Raw genomic sequence first — 15,621 nt, forward strand, 5'->3', positions numbered from 1 at the left:
ACGCGGTGCTGCACCAGCTCACCGACCTCGCCGGTGCGGACGGCGCGGCCACGGACCGGCTGCGCCGCGTGGCACCGTCGACCGGGAGACCGCGCTCGCGCCGCGGCCGAGCCCGCCTTGACTCCGTTCAGCGGCACGTACCTCTACCTCGACCCCGCCACGGACGCACACGTCTTCACGTCGTACGAGACGGGTCGCCGCTACCGGGTCACGGTGCTCGCCGGGGCGCTGCACAGGGCCGCGGGCGTGGAGGCGCTCGGGACCGCCAACCGGTTCCTGGACCTTTCCGGCGACGAGCCGTGGGAGATCGCGGTCGAGGAGTACGCCACCGCCCGGCCGCCGTACACCCGATCCGTCTCCTTCGACCAGTTGTGCCGCGACCGGAGCACCGAGTTCGCCGCGTTCGTGGACGCGGTCGCGCCCTGGCGCGGTGCCGACACCCCGGCCGCCGACCTGGCCGCATACGTGCTGTGGTCCGCCACCGTCGGCCCGGCGGGCTTCGTCACGCGGCCGGCCGTGCTGATGTCCAAGCACTGGATGGACAAGGTCTGGAGCTGGGACCACTGTTTCAACGCCATCGCCCTGGCAGCCGGCGAGCCGGAGCTCGCCTGGCACCAGTTCCAGCTTCCGTTCGACCACCAGGACGAAGCGGGTGCCCTGCCCGACTCGGTCACTCACTCGGAGGTTCTCCACAACTACGTCAAGCCCCCCATCCACGGCTGGGCTCTGCGTCACCTGCGTCGACGGATGCCCGAGCCTCTGGACCGTGCGGCGCTGGCCGAGACGTACGACCGGCTGGCCCGCTGGAGCGGGTTCTGGCTGGACGCCCGCCGGGCTCCCGGCCACGACCTGCCCCACTACCAGCACGGCAACGACAGCGGCTGGGACAACGCCACCACCTTCGACGAGGACCGCGTCCTGCAGACGGCCGATCTCGCAGCGTTCCTGGTCGCGCAGCTGCGTTGCCTGACCGACCTCGCAGCCGAGCTGGGCGAGCCCACCGACCGGTGGGCCGGGGAGGCCGACCGCATCCGCGACGCGATGCTGCGCGACCTGTGGGACGGGGAGCGCTTCTTCACCCGCAGCCCCCGCACGGGGCGGCGGCGGGCCAGCCGCAGCCTGCTCGACCTGATGCCCATCGCACTCGGCGCCGGCCTTCCCGCCCCAGTCGCCGCAGCGCTCGCCCGGGCCGTCAAGACGCACCTGACCACCCACGGGCTGGCGACCGAGCCGACGGACTCGGCCCACTACGTCGCCGACGGCTACTGGCGCGGCCCGATCTGGGCGCCGTCGACGGTCCTGGTCGAGGACGGGCTGCGGCGGGCCGGGCACACGAGGGTCGCCGACGACATCAGTCGACGGTTCCTCGCCCTGTGCGAGAAGTCCGGCTTCGCGGAGAACTTCGACGCCGAGACCGGTGCCGGGCTGCGCGACCGGGCCTACACGTGGACCGCCAGCAGCTACCTCATCCTCGCCGCCGCCCAGGAGGAGCGGCGAGACACCACCTAACGGGCCGGGACCGGACCAGTGCTGGACCGCAGCGAGATGGGTGGGCTGTGCAGGTGGTGACGGGGCACGGCTCCGGGCGCCGCGATGATCTCCAGCAGCAGGGCCACGGCCTCGGCTCCCATGTCCCGGGTCGGCACGTCGGCGGCGGTCAACGGCGGCCGGAAGTCCTCCGCCCAATGCTGTGCCGCGACCCCGGTGACGGAGAAGTCGGCCGGGACGGACAGCCGGGCGCCGGCCAGCGCACGCTGCATTCCCGGCAGGGCGGCCTCGTTGATGGTGGCCACGGCGGTGAGGTCCGGGTGCGTGGCGAGCAACTGCTCCACGCACGCCTCGCCGGAGGCCGCGTCGTCGCCGCAGCAGACGTCGACGCCGGTCAGGCGCCGCTCCACGACCGCGGCCCGGAAACCGGCCAATGCGCGATGGCTGGGGCCGTAGCCCGCGGCCAACAGCTCGGCGGAGCGGTTCACCAGGGCGACGTGTCGGTGCCCGAGATCGGCGAGGTGGTGCACGCAGCGGGCGATCAGGCCGGCGTAGTCGATGTCGATCCAGCTCATCCCGTGCGGCTCGGCCGTCCGGCCGATCGTGACAAACGGCAGTCCCGCCTTGGCCAGCCGGGTCACCCGGTCGTCCGCCAACCGGATCTCCATCAGGACCACGCCGTCCACGCGGCGCCCGGTGACGATCCGCTCGAAGGACCGGTCGTGGTCGCCGCCGGACGGGGACAGCAGCACGTCGAGGTCATGCCGGGCGGCGGCCTCGATGACGCTGGCGACGAAGCCCAACTGCATGTCGGTCAACCGCTGGTTGGCGGGCGGGATGACGAGGCCGAGGGTGCGGGTGCGGCCCTCCTTGAGCGCCCGGGCGCTGGCGTTCGGGCGGTAGTCCAGCTCGTCGATGACCGCCTGGATCCGCTGCCGGGTCGCGTCCGACACGGTCCGCTTCCCGCTCAGCACATAGGAAACGGTGCTGCGGGACACTCCCGCCCGGCGGGCGATCTCCCCGATGTTCACAGGCCACCCCCCGAGGTCCGCTGACGAGCATAACTGTGCCGCGCGGCGGCGCAGTAGCTTGCCGGGACGGCACCTCCGTCACGGACCGCCACCGCCGACCGGGCGAGACCGTTGAGGGTCACCGCGTTGACGCTCCGGCGTCGGGGGAAAATCGGTATCCACAAACGGATTCAGCCGTGATCATTGAAGCGTGCGTATCCCACGGCAGTTTCCGTTCGAGCTCGGCGCCCCAGGCGTCGCGCCGGAGTCGGTGCTGCCCGTCGTGCTCACCGTCGACGACTCCGACTCCCCTCGTGACGTCATCGACGCGCTCGCGTTGACCGCGTTCGTCGCCGGACACCAGCCGCACGCGACGACGCGTGACCTGACCGACGTGCGTCCGGATGCCACCCTGCTGCCCGCCGGTGTCACCGCGCTGCGCGAGAGTGTCAGCACGACCGAGAACGCCCGGCTGGCAGTCGGCGACGGCTGGACGCTGCGGTCCGTGCACTGGCCACGGAACAAGAGCGCACAGGTCTCGGTCACCGCCGTCACGGCTGAGCTGGGCGAGAAGATCATCGAGGGCGCCGTCGAGGGGATGACCGAGGAGCCCACGCCGGTTGAAGAGTCGGTGCAGATGGGCTTCTGGCACGCCGGGACGAAGGGGCCGCAGCGTTACCCGCGGCCGATCACGGCGGGTTCCTGGGCCGACATCCGCGCCAACTACGCCGGTGCCGCGGCGGCCAGCTTCGACCGCCTCATGAAGGTCGACCGCGAGTCCGTCCACGGCCGGCTGATGCTGCTGCACGGCCCGCCCGGCACCGGCAAGACCACGGCGTTGCGGGCGCTCGCGCGCGAGTGGCACGGCTGGTGCCAGTTCGACTGCGTGCTCGATCCGGAGGCGCTCTTCACCAACCCGGCCTACCTGATGGAGGTCGCCCTCAGCAGCTCCGATGACTGCCAGTGCCCCGACCAGCGGCACGACAAGTGGCGGCTGCTGCTGCTGGAGGACTGCGACGAGCTGATCCGCGGCGAGGCCAAGCACAACACCGGCCAGGCGCTCTCGCGGCTGCTCAACCTCACCGACGGTCTGCTCGGTCAGGGGCGCAAGGTGCTGGTGGCGATCACGACCAACGAGGATCTCGCCCGCCTGCACCCGGCCGTCGTGCGTCCCGGGCGTTGCCTGGCCCGCATCGAGGTGCCGCCGCTGCCGTTCGGCGAGGCCAAGGCCTGGCTCGGCACCTCGGCAGGGGTGCCGGCGCACGGCGCCACCCTGGCCGAGCTCTACGCCCTGCGCGAAGGCTACGGCACCGCCGCGGAACCGGAGCCGGCCACCGGCCTGTACCTGTAGCCAGGTCAACTGCGCAGGGTCTTGCCCGGCACGCTGGCGAACTCTTCCACGCCGGGTTCGAACGGGAAGCGGTTCTTGACCTCGTCGGAGAGTTCCACGCCGAGGCCCGGTGCGTCGGGTGGCAGGACGTGGCCGTTCTCGATCCTCAGGTGCTCGCCCCACAGCGCGGTGTGCAGCTCGCCCGGGTCCGGCGCCATCTCGATCATCAGCGTGGCCGGCGAGGCGAACGCGGCGTGCACGTTCTGCATGTAGCCGACTCCGGCGCTCCAGCAGTGCGACACCACCGCACTCCCCCGCGCCGCCGCGAGCTCGCCCACCTTCACGAAGTCGGACATCCCCAGCAGCGACGCGTCCGGCTGCGCGATGTCGAACGCACCGCGGTCCATCCACAGCCGGAACTCGTCGAAGGAGAACAGCTGCTCGCCGCCGGCGACGGGCACCGAGGTGCGCCTCGCAAGCTCGGCGTACTCGTCCGGGCTCTCGTACGCCAAAGGCTCCTCGAAGAACGCCAACCCGTAGGGCTCGACCGCCGCCAGCACCGCGGTCGCCGTGGCCAGATCCCAGCGATCCCGGCCTTCGCGGTGTCCCATGTGGCCGTCGAGCATGATGCCGAAGTCGGGGCCGAGATGCGCACGCATCATCGCGGCCTTCGTCGCCTCGAACTCGGCGGCTCCGGCCGGGGCTGGGATCTCGTTACGGGTGGTCATCTCGAAATAGCCGGTGGCCACCTTCATCGCGGTGAAGCCCAGTTCCCGGTAACGGTCCATCTTGCGCTTGAGCTCCTCGACGGGCCACGGCGACGGCCCACCCGTGGCGTACGCCCGCAGCCGGTCATGCCTGCGCCCGCCGAGCAGCTCGTGGACCGGCACACCCTCGGCCCGGCCGGCCAGGTCCCACAGCGCGGCCTCGACGCCGGACAGCGCCGCGGCACCGGCGCCCACCCTGGCCCAGAAGCCCAGGCACCTGCGCATCCGGGCGGTCAGCGTGACCGGGTCGGTGGTCTGCCCGTCGACCAGGATCGGCCGGATGTAGTCGACGACGTGCGGCACGACCTCCGGAAAGAAGTAGCCCATGTACGTTTCGCCGACGCCGACCAGGCCGACATCCGTGTGGATCTCGATAAAAGCAGCGCTGCGCCGCTGCTTGGCGAACGTGATCCACGGGTCGTTGCTGGCCGGACCCGTGAGCAGGACGGTCTCCACCCCGGTGATGCGCATGGCGCCAACCCTTCGTGGAACACCGTTCCATGTCAACGGTTCGTAGACTTCGATGCCATGGACAGCATCGGGTGGTACGGCGCGCTGGTCGCGCTGGAGTTCGTGCTTGCCGGCGTCACCGCCGTCGCCCTGTTGTGGATAAAGGCGCCGTACGGCCGCTATCAACGCGCCGGCTGGGGCCCGACAGTCTCCGGCCGCGTCGGGTGGATCGTGATGGAGTCACCCGCGGTCGTGGTCTTCATCGCTGTCTTCCTTGCAGGCGCCCACCGCACGGACCTCGTCGCGCTGGTGCTGCTGGCGCTGTGGCTGTGCCACTACGTCTACCGGGCGTTCGTCTACCCCGCGTTGATGCGACCGGGCAGCCGGATGCCGCTGCTGGTGGTGGCGCTGGCGATGGCATTCAACGTGCTCAACGCCACCGTCAACGCCTGGTGGGTGGCCGACGTCGGCGGTTACGCCGACAGCTGGCTCACCGATCCGCGCTTCCTCGCGGGCGCGGTGCTGTTCTTCGCCGGGTTGGCCGTGCACGCACGCTCGGACCGCACCCTGCGACGGCTACGCTCGCCGGGCGAAACCGGCTACCGCATCCCGCACGGCGGCGCCTTCCGCTGGGTCAGCAGCCCGAACTACACCGGCGAGATCGTGCAGTGGTTCGGCTGGGCACTGGCAACCTGGTCGCCGGCAGGGTTGGCGTTCGCGGTCTACACCACGGCCAACCTGGCACCGCGGGCGATCGACCACCACGCCTGGTACCGCGAACGCTTCCCCGACTACCCGACCGACCGCCGGGCACTCGTACCCCATCTGCTGTAGTGGTCGCATCGGTGAGGGGACGGCTCGCCGATCACGGTTGCCCCGCGGTCTCGGCGAGGAGCAGCTCCCATTCCTTGTCCAGGGCTTGGGTGATTCGGTAGTCGCGGGCGATGGCTTCTTTGAACCAGGCGATGGTGGCGGGCGCCATGGCGAGAATCTGGTTGTAGTTCAGGGCGGCCGGGTTCATGCCGAAGATGAGACCGGTCTTGAGCAGCGTGCCCGAGGTGGCGATGGTGTGCCCGAGCAGCAGCATCGAGGTGAGTTTGGCGTGCTCCAGCTTTCGCCGTGCCGCGGTGCCGCCGGTGGCATAGCTGTTGAGAAGCCAGTAGCCGCGGATGACCGCGGAGACCACGCCGGGGGTGATGCCCATGGTGAAGAAATGGCGCAGGTCATAGCCGTTCGTATACATGTAGCGGGCGACGTCGGTCCACGGCACCTTGACGCCGGAGGGGCCCAATGCGAACGGAGAACCAACCTGACCGACCTGCAGCAGGGTGAACAAAGGCGGCTGCAGGCCGGCAGGCGTGTAGACGTCCGAGAGCAGATGGCGCACCTGCGTGATGAGTGCGTTGATCAGGCCGATCGGCGTGGCGTCGGTTGCGACCTGGACAAGTCGCCCTGCCTTGTCGATGTAGGTGCCGGTGCCGTGCATCAGATCTGATACGCCTACCAGGAACCCGAGGGCCGGATCGTGCCCGAGGCTCTGGAGCCGGTGGACAGCCGGCCGCATGCCGCTGACCAGGTCCCCGGTGGCTTTCGTGGTGGCGGCGTCATACGGCACCGTGGCCAGCTTCTCGAACCTCTTGAAGTACTGGTCGTGGATGCGTTGTGCGCGGTTGTCGTCCTGGAGCCACTTCGTGAGGGGCGATCCCTCGTATTTCTTGCCCAGGAAGGTGGAGTCCCGGGGGATGCGGACGAGAATGACGTCGAGCAGGGTGGCGAGGACTCCGGCAACGAGGACCACCGTCCAGTCGGCCCTGTCCCAGCTGACGTCGCCATGTTCCTCGGCATAGCCGCGCAGGCTGCGAGCTATCTGGCCGGAGGGAAGAACCTGCTGAAGAGGGTCTCGGGTGAGATCGACGCCCAACAGGTCCAACCGGGCTTCGGCGAGCCTGACGAGCTGACCGAAGTCGTCCGCGGCCGGGACGACGGGCACCGCCCGACCCGGGTAGCTCTGCGCCTCGACACTCACGGTGGTCATCGCGCTTCGTTGGGACTCCGGGACGAGGACGCCCATCGCGTGGAGACTCGCACGCACGGCGTCGAACTCGGATTCGACCGAGTCCAGGGCGTCGCTGACGCGAAGCTCCCGTTCGAGGACGTCCTTGAGGTCGAAGTCAACCTGGTCGAACAAGCCCCGCAGTTCCGTCAGAGTGACGGCCTGGTAAGCCACGACCGCGGCAGCAGCCGACAGCTGGTCACCCGACACCGAGCGGCTCCCGCCGTTCGAAGGCTTCCTGACTGGTCTGCAGATTCACCAGGGCCAGCTCAAAGGCGGCCAACTCAGCCCTGAGCACGGCGAGCCGTTGTTCGTTCCTCATGGACTGGGCGAGCGACGCATCCATCCGGTGGGTGAGCGCCGCGATGTCATCGGTGATCTCGGCAATCACCTGCTGGTGATTCTTGATGACTTGCTGGATCAGATGCTCGCGTCGCTTCTCCCGCTCGCGCTCGTTGGTGGCCAACAGGTAACGCGCACCCTGATGGACCGCGACACCGAGAATCACCACCGTGCCGATCCCGGTGACCATCGCGCCCAGGCCGAGCAGGCCGCCGAACCCCAGGGCCGCCAGACCCGAGGTGATGCCGGCCCCGCTGAGGCCGGAGACGCTGCCAGCAAGACTGACGGCGCCGATCGGAGCACCGAACGCGGCCGCCTTGGCGGCGATGTCCTTGGTCGTGCTCTCGAGCTGGGTGGTCGTGATCTTGCCGGAGGCGAAGTCCTCTTCGGTCGTCACAAGGCGTTCGGTTGCCTGCACGACCTTGTCAGCTGACTCGGGGAACACGAGTTCTGCGACGAGCACGATTCGCTCGCGCTCGACGTGCGCGGCGTGCCTGTCAGCACGCGAGATTCGCACCAGATCGCGCACCAGCGTCGCGAACACCGGCTCGCGCTGGTCTTCATCGAGCAGGTCGTGCAATTCCCTGGACAGCGCCATCGTGGCGTCAGGGACCTCCGCGTCGCTCCCTGGATCGCGTTGGGCCACAGTGATTTCACCGCGCAGCGCCGATCGCGCTTCGCCGTCGAGACCAATCGTCGATGCGAACAGGTACAGGTTCGCGATCTCGCGAGGATCGAGAAGGCCGTCGACAAGCGCCAAGCTCACCAACACCCGGCAATAGAGCAACCTGGCGTCGACACTGAGCGCGGTCAAATCGGCGGAATCAGCGCGGTTTCGGGAGGACCGCGCCGAGAAGCTGTCCTTGACGTCTGTGACCTTCGCCTTCACCTGACCGGCGGACTGCTTCACCATCCCCTGGGCATCGCCAGCAACATCAGCGACGCGCTGCCTCGCGGCGCTCGTGCTGTCGGCAACCTTGCGCCCCGCGGTGCCGGCGAGGCCTTTCAACCGTCCAAACCCAACTTCAAGAGGATCCAACGCCAGCCCTTTCACGTGATTTGGCGAAAGGCTATCGGCAGCCACCGACGAAGACGACGTCCTTTTAGTCGACCCTGGCATAGCAGGAAAGGCCTCAGTGATGTCCTCCGTAAACCCTGTCAATAGACAGTTGCAGTTGGACTCATCAGCCCGCGTCCAACCCGGGGGTGGCGGCGGTCAGCGCGCCGGGACGGGTATTTCGTGGTTGGGCTGGAAGAGGCCGTCGGGATCGACCGCGGCGCGGATGTGGCACAGCCTGGACCAGGCGTCCGGGTCGAAGCCGCGGCTCGCGTCGCCGCCTACCTCGTCGAAGTTGAGATACATCCGTCCGCGGGACCACGCGGACACGGCGTCGACCGTGGTCTCGCAGTCCGCGATCGTCTGTTTCGCCATCTCGGGGATCAGCACCCCGGCCGCCAGCATGAGGAACTGGCCGTCGAACCGGGCCGTGGCGCCCGCGTTCGGGGCGGCCCGGCCCAGCGCGCCTCCGAGCTGGCGGATGTCGACCACGTTCAAGGTCGTGTCGGAGCCGGGTCCCACCGCTTCGAGCAGCCGGTCGATGGCCTCGGGCGGCAGTTCGTCGAGCAGCGCCGAGCGGCCGCCGCCGGGGACGGGCTCCTCGGGCGTCGGCGGCGTCGGGAATCGCCGCGTGGCGTACCTCGGGCTCCCCTTCCAGATCGATGTCGTCCATGTCCGATGGCCGGCGTGGGCCGCCCGGGTGTTCCGAGGTCACGTTGGCCAGGCTATGCCCCGCGAGGGTGTGCGCACATGCGTACCAACACTGCTAGCGTCTTGGGAGTGTCGCGGACCCGCACCGAGCGCCTGGTCAACCTGGTGATCTGCCTGCTCTCGACGCGACGGTTCCTCACCGCCGCGCAGATCGCCGCGACCGTGCCGGGCTATGAGCACGACCCCGAGGATCCCAAGGACCACGAGGCGTTCCAGCGCAAGTTCGAACGCGACAAGTCGGAGCTGCGTGAGCTGGGCGTCCCGCTGGAGACCGGCGCCGCGAGCGCGTTCGACACCGAGCCCGGCTACCGCATCGCGCGGCGCGACTACGCGCTGCCGGACATCCCGCTCGCGCCCGACGAGGCGGCCGCGGTGGGCATCGCCGGGCGGCTCTGGCAGCACGCCGGCCTCGCCGCCGCGGCGTCGTCAGGGTTGGCCAAGCTGCGCGCCGCCGGTGTCGACGTCGACCCGCAGGCGACGCTGGGCGTCGAGCCGATCGTCCGGGTCGACCCCACCTTCGCGCCGCTGACCGCGGCCGCCCGCGACCGGCGCACGGTCGCCTTCGACTACCGCGTGCCCGAGCAGGACGCCGCGACCAGCCGCCGGCTGCAGCCGTGGGGCGTGGTGTGCTGGCGGGGCCGGTGGTACGTGGTGGGCCACGACCTCGACCGCGACGCGCCGCGCTGCTTCCGGCTCTCCCGGGTCGTCGGCGCGGTCCGGGTCACCGGTCGCCCCGGCGGCTACGCGCCGCCCCGCGACCTCGACCTGATCAGCTACGTCGCCCGGTTCAGCGGGCCGATCGAGCGCACCGGGCGCACCACGGTGCTCGTCCGCAAGGGTCGCGCGGCCGGGCTGCGGCGGTGGGCGCAGGAGACGACCCCGGGCGCCGAGTTCGACCAGGTGGTCCTGCGCTACGCCGACGTCGACTTCATCGCCACCCAGCTCGTCGGCTACGGGCCCGAGGTGCGGGTGCTCGAGCCGCCCGAGGTGCGCGAAGCGGTGATCCAGCGGCTCAAGGAGACCGCTTCCCGGCACGACGTCACCCCGGTGCCGGCATGACGGCGCCTGCGTTCGGGCGCGGGGGGAGGCCCAGCGGCGACCGGCTGGGCCGGTTGCTCAACCTCGTGCCCTACCTGCTGGCCCGGCCGGGCATCGAGGTCGCCGAGGCGGCCGCCGACCTGGGCGTGACGCAGCGGCAGCTGCGGGAGGACCTGGAGCTGCTCTGGGTGTGCGGGCTGCCCGGCTACGGCCCGGGCGACCTGATCGACATGGCCTTCGACGGCGACCGGGTGACGATCACCTACGACGCCGGCATCGACCGGCCGCTGCGGTTGACGCCCGACGAGGCGCTCGCGCTCGTGGTCGCCCTGCGGATGCTCGCCGAGACCCCGGGCATGGCCAACCGTGACGCGATCGAGCGGGCGCTCGCCAAGATCGAGCACGCCGCCGGTGACCTGGCCGGCGCGCCGGTCGCGGTCCGCATGCCGGGCAGCGACGACCGGCTCGGCACCCTGCGCGGCGCGGTCGAGCGGGGCCGGGCGCTGCGGATCACCTACTACGCGCAGACCCGCGACGAGACCACGGAGCGGGTGATCGACCCGATCCGGCTGCTGATGGTCGAGGGCCGGGCGTACGTCGAGGCGTGGTGCCGGCGGGCCGAGGCGGTCCGGCTGTTCCGCGCCGACCGGATCGACGCGCTGGTCGAGCTCGACGTGCCCGCCGCCCCGCCGCCGACCGCCGAGCTGCACGACGTCAGCGACGGGGTGTTCAGCCCCGGCACCGAGCTGCCGCTGATCACCCTCAAGGTGGGCCGGGGCGGCCGGTGGATCACCGAGTACTACCCGTGCGAGGAGGTCCGGCCCGACCGCGTGGACTCCGACGAGTGGGTCGTCTCGCTGCGGGTCACCGACCTGGCCTGGGCGCAGCGGTTCGTGCTCGGCCTCGGGCCGGACGCGACCGCCGTGGCGCCGCCGGAGCTGGTGGAGCGGGTGCGCGACGCGGCGACGGCCGCGCTCGACGCGTACGCGTCGCCGGCACACTAGGCTGTCCGCCGTGGTGCTCTGGATCGTCATCGGTGCGGCGGTGCTCGGCCTGCTCGTCCTGGCCCTGGCCGCCCGGCCCGTGCTCGCCCGACTGCCCGAGCTGGCCCGCGCGCTGCGCCGCCTCGAAGACCGGCAGGCCCGGGCCGAGGAGATCGGCGCGCAACTGGCCGACCTGCAGGAGCGGGCCGAGGCCGTCCAACAACGGGCTGTGGTCGCGCAGGAACGCATCGCAGTGATCAAGGCCGGTCGTGGCCGGTCCTGACGCCCGAATTGTCGATGTCAGCCCGTTCTTTTACCAGACTTCATCGGCTATTGGGGTCTCCCGGCGGGTGGCGTCGCTGGAAGTCACCCGTAGGATGAACACGTCACACCCCGTCCGACACTGATCGACTTTGGAGTTCCCATGGGCGCCGTCAAGCCGTGGCATATAGCCGTACTCGTCGTGCTGCTGATCCTGCTCTTCGGCGCGAAGCGGCTTCCTGACGCGGCCCGGTCCCTCGGTCGTTCGCTGCGCATCATCAAGGCCGAGACCAAGGGCCTGGTCGACGACGACAAGGGCGACCTCGCCGAGAAGGCCGACGCCCAGGCCGGCCGTCAGCCGATCCCGCCGCAGCAGGTGCAGCAGCAGCCCGCCGCGCCGCCGGTCGTCGACCCGGTGCAGCGCAGCCGCGACGTGATCTGACGAACGGGACCTCGTCCGGCCATGGCCATCTCCCTGCGCCGTAAAGGGCCGACCGAGTTCCAGCGGGCCGCCGACGGCTCGATGACGCTCATCGAGCACATCCGGGAGCTGCGCAACCGGCTGTTCAAGGCGTCGCTGGCACTGGTGGTCGGCTTCATCGTCGGCTACGTGCTCGCCCAGCCCGTCTTCGACATCCTCAAGCAGCCCTACTGCGCGCAGTTCCCGGGCAAGCCCTGCGCCGAGGTCGAGTTCCTCCAGCTCGGTGCGAGCGACGGCTTCCTGCTCAAGCTCAAGCTGGCGCTCTGGATCGGCCTGATCGTCGCTTCTCCGGTCTGGCTCTACCAGCTCTGGGCGTTCATCGCGCCGGGTCTGCACCGGCACGAGCGCAAGTACGCGTACTTCTTCGTCGCGCTGGCGGCGCCACTGTTCATCGGCGGCGCCCTGCTGGCCTTCTTCGTCGTCTCCAAGGGCCTGCACTTCCTGCTCGAAGCGGGTGTGACCGGCACGCAACAGCAACTCGAGGTGACGCGCTACATCTCGTTCGTCACCAACATGCTGCTCATCTTCGGCGTGGCGTTCGAGTTCCCGCTCATCGTGCTGATGCTCAACTTCGTCGGCCTGGCGAGCGCGAAGCGGCTGCTCGGCTGGTGGCGGGTCGCGGTCTTCGTCTTCTTCCTGTTCTCCGCCGTGGTCACCCCGACGCCCGACCCGTTCGGCATGACCGCGCTCGGCGCGTGCCTGTCCGCGCTCTACTTCGGCGCAGTAGGCATCGCGTTCATCAACGACAAGCGGAGAAACCGGGGCAAGGAGATCTACTCCGGCATCGACGACGACGAGATGTCGCAGCTCGAAGACGACCGCGAGCCGGTCGCGGCCGGCGCACCGGTCGAGGCGATCACCCCGGTGGCGGCGCCGCAGCCGCTCGACCGGCGCTTCGACGACGACATCACCTGATCTCTATCGCGGCACTGTTCCCGCAGGTAGGGTGCCGCCGTGAAGATCGACGGACCGCTGGCGGTGCTGGCCAACCCCGGAGCCGGGCGTGGCCGGCACCGCGGCGTCCTGCCGTTCGTGCTGGCCCACCTCCGCGCGCACGGGCACGCGGTCGAGCCGCTGTCGGCGTCCACCGCGCCGGAGGCGCTCGCCGCCGCACACCAGGCGGTCGCCGAGGGTGCGGGCGCGCTCGTGGTCGTCGGCGGTGACGGCACCGTCCATCTCGCCCTGCAGGCCCTCGCCGGGACCGGCGTGCCGCTCGCGATCGTGCCGGCCGGCACCGGCAACGACTTCGCCGGGGCGGCCGGCTTCACCACGGACCCGCACGCGGCCCTCGCCCGGATCGACGCCGCCCTGGCCGGCGGCGACACGTCCACCTTCGACCTGGCCCGGCTCACCGCCGCCGACGGCACGGTCCGCTGGTTCGGCGGCGTCCTGGCCGCCGGCTTCGACGCGGTCGTCAACGAGCGCGGCAACCGGATGCGCTGGCCGCGCGGCCCGATCCGGTACGACCTCGCGATCCTGGTCGAGCTGGCCCGGCTGCGCGCCCGCCGCTACCGGCTGGTGCTCGACGGCGTGCCGCAGGAGCGGGACGCGGTGCTGGTGGCCGTGGCCAACGCCGGCAGCTACGGCGGCGGCATGCGGATCTGCCCGGCCGCGGACCCGGCCGACGGCATGCTCGACCTGACCGTGGTCCGGCCGATCAGCCGCACGACGCTCGTCCGGGTCAAGCCGCGGATCTACGCGGGCACCCACGTCACCCACCCGGCCGTCGACACCTACCGGGCGACCCGGGTCGAGCTCGCCGCAGAGGGGATCGTCGGCTACGCCGACGGCGAGCGGGTCGCCCCGCTGCCGGTGACCGTCGAGTGCCGGTCGGGCGCGCTTAGGGTGCTCACGGCCGGGTGAGGGCCACCGCCGCCGCCAGGCCGTTCACCGCACCGGGCTCACCCGCGGGGAGGACGAGCGCGGACATTCCCGCCCGCACGGCGCCCGCGTCGGCCGGCGTGTCGCCGACCATCAGCGCCCGTTCGGGGTCGACGCCGAGCATGCCGCACGCGCGCAGGAAGATCGCCGGATCCGGCTTGCAGCGGCCCACCTCGTACGACAGCACGAACGCGTCGACCAGCTCGGTGAGCCCCCACGCCTCGAAGTGCGGCCGCAGGTCGAAGCCGATGTTGCTGACGACGGCCACGGGCACCCCGGCGGCGCGCAGCGACTTGAGCGTCTCCGCCGTGTCCGCGTACGGCAGCCAGCCGTGCGCCCCCAGCAGCCGGTCGTAGAGGGCGTCGGCCAGCCCCTCGATGTCGGTGCTGACGGTGGACGCGAGACCCACGTACGCGGCCCGGTGGGCGTGCGGGTAGAGGTCGCGGTCGGCCCACACCTCGGCCAGGTGCACGGGCACCCGGGCGGGCAGCGGCCCACCGGCCCGGCCGGCCGTGAGGAGACGGTCGGCCAGCACCGTCGCCTTGCCCCGGTCGAGCGTCGCACCGCAGGCCACGGCGGCGGCGTGCACCCAGGCGACGGGCTCCTCCACCTGGGCGAGGGTCCCGTGGAAGTCGAACAGGACGGCCTCGACCGGACGCCGGGCCGACTGGCCCGGCCCGTCCGGGACACGTGGACTGGGCGGCTCCGCGTGGTCTGGCAATGGCACGCCGTGGACCTTACCGAGGACCCACCGGGCGGGTCCCGCACGGGCTAACGCGTCGGCGCGGCGCGCACGCCGTAATCTTGGATGCATGTCGAGCCCCGCCGAGCGCTACGCAGCGGCGCGCCGCCGGGCCGCCCGGGCCAGCGCGTTCCCGGCCCTGGAAGATTTCGCCCTCGGTCTGGGCTTCGACCTCGACGAGTTCCAGCGTGAGGCGTGCCAGGCCCTGGAGCGGGGGAGCGGCGTCCTGGTCTGCGCGCCCACCGGCGCCGGAAAGACGGTGGTGGGCGAGTTCGCGGTGCACCTGGCCCTGGCGCAGGGCCCCGCCGAATCGGACACGCCGCCCAAGAAGTGCTTCTACACCACGCCGATCAAGGCGCTGTCGAACCAGAAGTACCACGACCTGGTCGAGCGGCACGGCGCCGCCAACGTCGGCCTGCTGACCGGCGACAACGCGATCAACGGCGACGCGCCCGTGGTGGTCATGACCACCGAGGTGCTGCGCAACATGCTCTACGCCGGCTCGCCGGCGCTGAAGGGCCTCGCCTACGTGGTGATGGACGAGGTCCACTACCTGGCCGACCGCTTCCGCGGCGCGGTCTGGGAAGAAGTGATCATCCACCTCCCGTCGTCAGTGACCTTGGTCTCACTGTCGGCCACGGTCTCCAACGCCGAGGAGTTCGCCGACTGGCTCGTCACGGTCCGCGGCCACACCGACGTGGTGGTCAGCGAGCACCGGCCGGTCCCGCTCTGGCAGCACATGCTGGTCGGCCGCCGGATGTTCGACCTGTTCCACGACGCCGCCGCGGCCCGCAAGCACGACGTGCACCCGGAGCTGCTGCGCTACTCCCGGGAGATGCTGCGCCGGCTGGAGATGGGCCGCGACGGCTGGTCCGGCGGCGCCGCCCGGGGTGGCCGGGGGCCGCGCTGGAAGGGCCCGCTGCGGGCCGAGGTGGTCGAACGCCTCGACCGCGAGAACCTGCTGCCCGCGATCCTGTTCATCTTCAGCCGCGCGGGCTGCGACGCGGCCGTGCAGCAGTGCCTGGCC

Annotated in this window: 16 protein-coding genes; 10 read left to right on the top strand and 6 right to left on the bottom strand. The window is 71.0% G+C overall.

The genetic code is table 11. From position 1 onward, the window contains the following. Nucleotides 1-117: 117 nt before the first annotated feature. Nucleotides 118-1,509 (top strand): trehalase family glycosidase, encoded by a 1,392-nt coding sequence (locus AB0H87_RS24730; protein ID WP_360150016.1) that lies wholly within the window; start codon nt 118-120, stop codon nt 1,507-1,509. Here AB0H87_RS24730 and AB0H87_RS24735 read toward each other — a convergent pair. Beyond that, nucleotides 1,506-2,519, bottom strand: coding sequence for a LacI family DNA-binding transcriptional regulator (locus tag AB0H87_RS24735; protein WP_360150019.1), 1,014 nt, complete (start codon nt 2,517-2,519; stop codon nt 1,506-1,508). The two genes, AB0H87_RS24730 and AB0H87_RS24735, sit on opposite strands and share 4 nt — an antisense overlap. A gap of 190 nt (nt 2,520-2,709) precedes the next feature. Here AB0H87_RS24735 and AB0H87_RS24740 point away from each other — a divergent pair, with 190 nt between their 5' ends. Beyond that, entirely contained in the window at nt 2,710-3,849 is a 1,140-nt protein-coding gene (locus AB0H87_RS24740; RefSeq protein ID WP_360150022.1) for a DUF5925 domain-containing protein, read from the top strand. A 5-nt stretch (nt 3,850-3,854) separates the two neighbouring features. Here AB0H87_RS24740 and AB0H87_RS24745 read toward each other — a convergent pair whose 3' ends face one another. Further along, nucleotides 3,855-5,066: a mandelate racemase/muconate lactonizing enzyme family protein gene (locus AB0H87_RS24745; RefSeq protein WP_360150025.1), complete on the bottom strand. Its 1,212-nt coding sequence runs from the start codon at nt 5,064-5,066 to the stop codon at nt 3,855-3,857. A 57-nt stretch (nt 5,067-5,123) separates the two neighbouring features. Between AB0H87_RS24745 and AB0H87_RS24750 the strand changes: the two genes are divergently transcribed. Next, nucleotides 5,124-5,879, top strand: a complete 756-nt coding sequence (locus AB0H87_RS24750; protein ID WP_360150028.1) for a methyltransferase — start codon at nt 5,124-5,126, stop codon at nt 5,877-5,879. Between the two features lie 31 nt (nt 5,880-5,910). Here the strand turns inward: AB0H87_RS24750 and AB0H87_RS24755 are convergent, their stop codons facing one another. The 3 genes from AB0H87_RS24755 to AB0H87_RS24765 all read right to left on the bottom strand — a co-directional run bounded on the left by AB0H87_RS24755 (nt 5,911) and on the right by AB0H87_RS24765 (nt 8,989). After that, nucleotides 5,911-7,308, bottom strand: a complete 1,398-nt coding sequence (locus tag AB0H87_RS24755; RefSeq protein WP_360150031.1) for a hypothetical protein — start codon at nt 7,306-7,308, stop codon at nt 5,911-5,913. Beyond that, nucleotides 7,298-8,494: a TerB family tellurite resistance protein gene (locus tag AB0H87_RS24760; protein WP_360150034.1), complete on the bottom strand. Its 1,197-nt coding sequence runs from the start codon at nt 8,492-8,494 to the stop codon at nt 7,298-7,300. The genes AB0H87_RS24755 and AB0H87_RS24760 overlap by 11 nt, the downstream gene beginning before the upstream one ends. 162 nt (nt 8,495-8,656) lie before the next feature. Beyond that, the gene (locus AB0H87_RS24765; protein WP_360150037.1) at nt 8,657-8,989 is read right to left on the bottom strand and encodes a hypothetical protein; all 333 of its coding nucleotides are present in this window, start codon (nt 8,987-8,989) and stop codon (nt 8,657-8,659) included. A 288-nt stretch (nt 8,990-9,277) separates the two neighbouring features. Between AB0H87_RS24765 and AB0H87_RS24770 the strand changes: the two genes are divergently transcribed. From AB0H87_RS24770 to AB0H87_RS24795, 6 genes are all read left to right on the top strand, one after another. Continuing rightward, nucleotides 9,278-10,267: a WYL domain-containing protein gene (locus AB0H87_RS24770; protein ID WP_360150040.1), complete on the top strand. Its 990-nt coding sequence runs from the start codon at nt 9,278-9,280 to the stop codon at nt 10,265-10,267. Then, nucleotides 10,264-11,250 (top strand): YafY family protein, encoded by a 987-nt coding sequence (locus tag AB0H87_RS24775; protein WP_360150043.1) that lies wholly within the window; start codon nt 10,264-10,266, stop codon nt 11,248-11,250. The genes AB0H87_RS24770 and AB0H87_RS24775 overlap by 4 nt, the downstream gene beginning before the upstream one ends. A 10-nt stretch (nt 11,251-11,260) precedes the next feature. Continuing rightward, nucleotides 11,261-11,512 carry a hypothetical protein gene (locus tag AB0H87_RS24780; protein WP_360150050.1) on the top strand — a complete coding sequence of 84 codons (252 nt, stop codon included), beginning with the start codon at nt 11,261-11,263 and terminating at the stop codon, nt 11,510-11,512. 141 nt (nt 11,513-11,653) lie between these two features. Beyond that, on the top strand, nt 11,654-11,932 hold the full coding sequence (gene tatA, locus AB0H87_RS24785; protein WP_360150053.1) for a Sec-independent protein translocase subunit TatA: 279 nt from the start codon (nt 11,654-11,656) through the stop codon (nt 11,930-11,932). 21 nt (nt 11,933-11,953) lie between these two features. Further along, entirely contained in the window at nt 11,954-12,886 is a 933-nt protein-coding gene (gene tatC, locus AB0H87_RS24790) for a twin-arginine translocase subunit TatC (protein ID WP_360150056.1), read from the top strand. 39 nt (nt 12,887-12,925) lie between these two features. Continuing rightward, a complete protein-coding gene (locus AB0H87_RS24795; RefSeq protein WP_360150059.1) occupies nt 12,926-13,834 on the top strand; it encodes a diacylglycerol kinase in 909 nt (302 codons plus the stop codon). Here the strand turns inward: AB0H87_RS24795 and AB0H87_RS24800 are convergent. After that, nucleotides 13,821-14,573, bottom strand: coding sequence for an HAD family hydrolase (locus AB0H87_RS24800; protein WP_360150065.1), 753 nt, complete (start codon nt 14,571-14,573; stop codon nt 13,821-13,823). The two genes, AB0H87_RS24795 and AB0H87_RS24800, sit on opposite strands and share 14 nt — an antisense overlap. A 91-nt stretch (nt 14,574-14,664) precedes the next feature. Here AB0H87_RS24800 and AB0H87_RS24805 point away from each other — a divergent pair. After that, nucleotides 14,665-15,621: DEAD/DEAH box helicase (locus AB0H87_RS24805; RefSeq protein ID WP_360150062.1), on the top strand; the 957-nt coding region annotated here is incomplete at its 3' end.

The organism is Asanoa sp. NPDC050611, from assembly GCF_040654855.1.
In the GTDB taxonomy this organism is placed as follows: domain Bacteria; phylum Actinomycetota; class Actinomycetes; order Mycobacteriales; family Micromonosporaceae; genus Asanoa.

Coding starts and splice junctions, on each gene's coding strand:
- AB0H87_RS24750 (WP_360150028.1), top strand. CDS start 5,124: ATGGACAGCATCGGGTGGTACGGCGCGCTGGTCGCGCTGGAGTTCGTG.
- AB0H87_RS24775 (WP_360150043.1), top strand. CDS start 10,264: ATGACGGCGCCTGCGTTCGGGCGCGGGGGGAGGCCCAGCGGCGACCGG.
- AB0H87_RS24745 (WP_360150025.1), bottom strand. CDS start 5,066: ATGCGCATCACCGGGGTGGAGACCGTCCTGCTCACGGGTCCGGCCAGC.
- tatA (WP_360150053.1), top strand. CDS start 11,654: ATGGGCGCCGTCAAGCCGTGGCATATAGCCGTACTCGTCGTGCTGCTG.
- tatC (WP_360150056.1), top strand. CDS start 11,954: ATGGCCATCTCCCTGCGCCGTAAAGGGCCGACCGAGTTCCAGCGGGCC.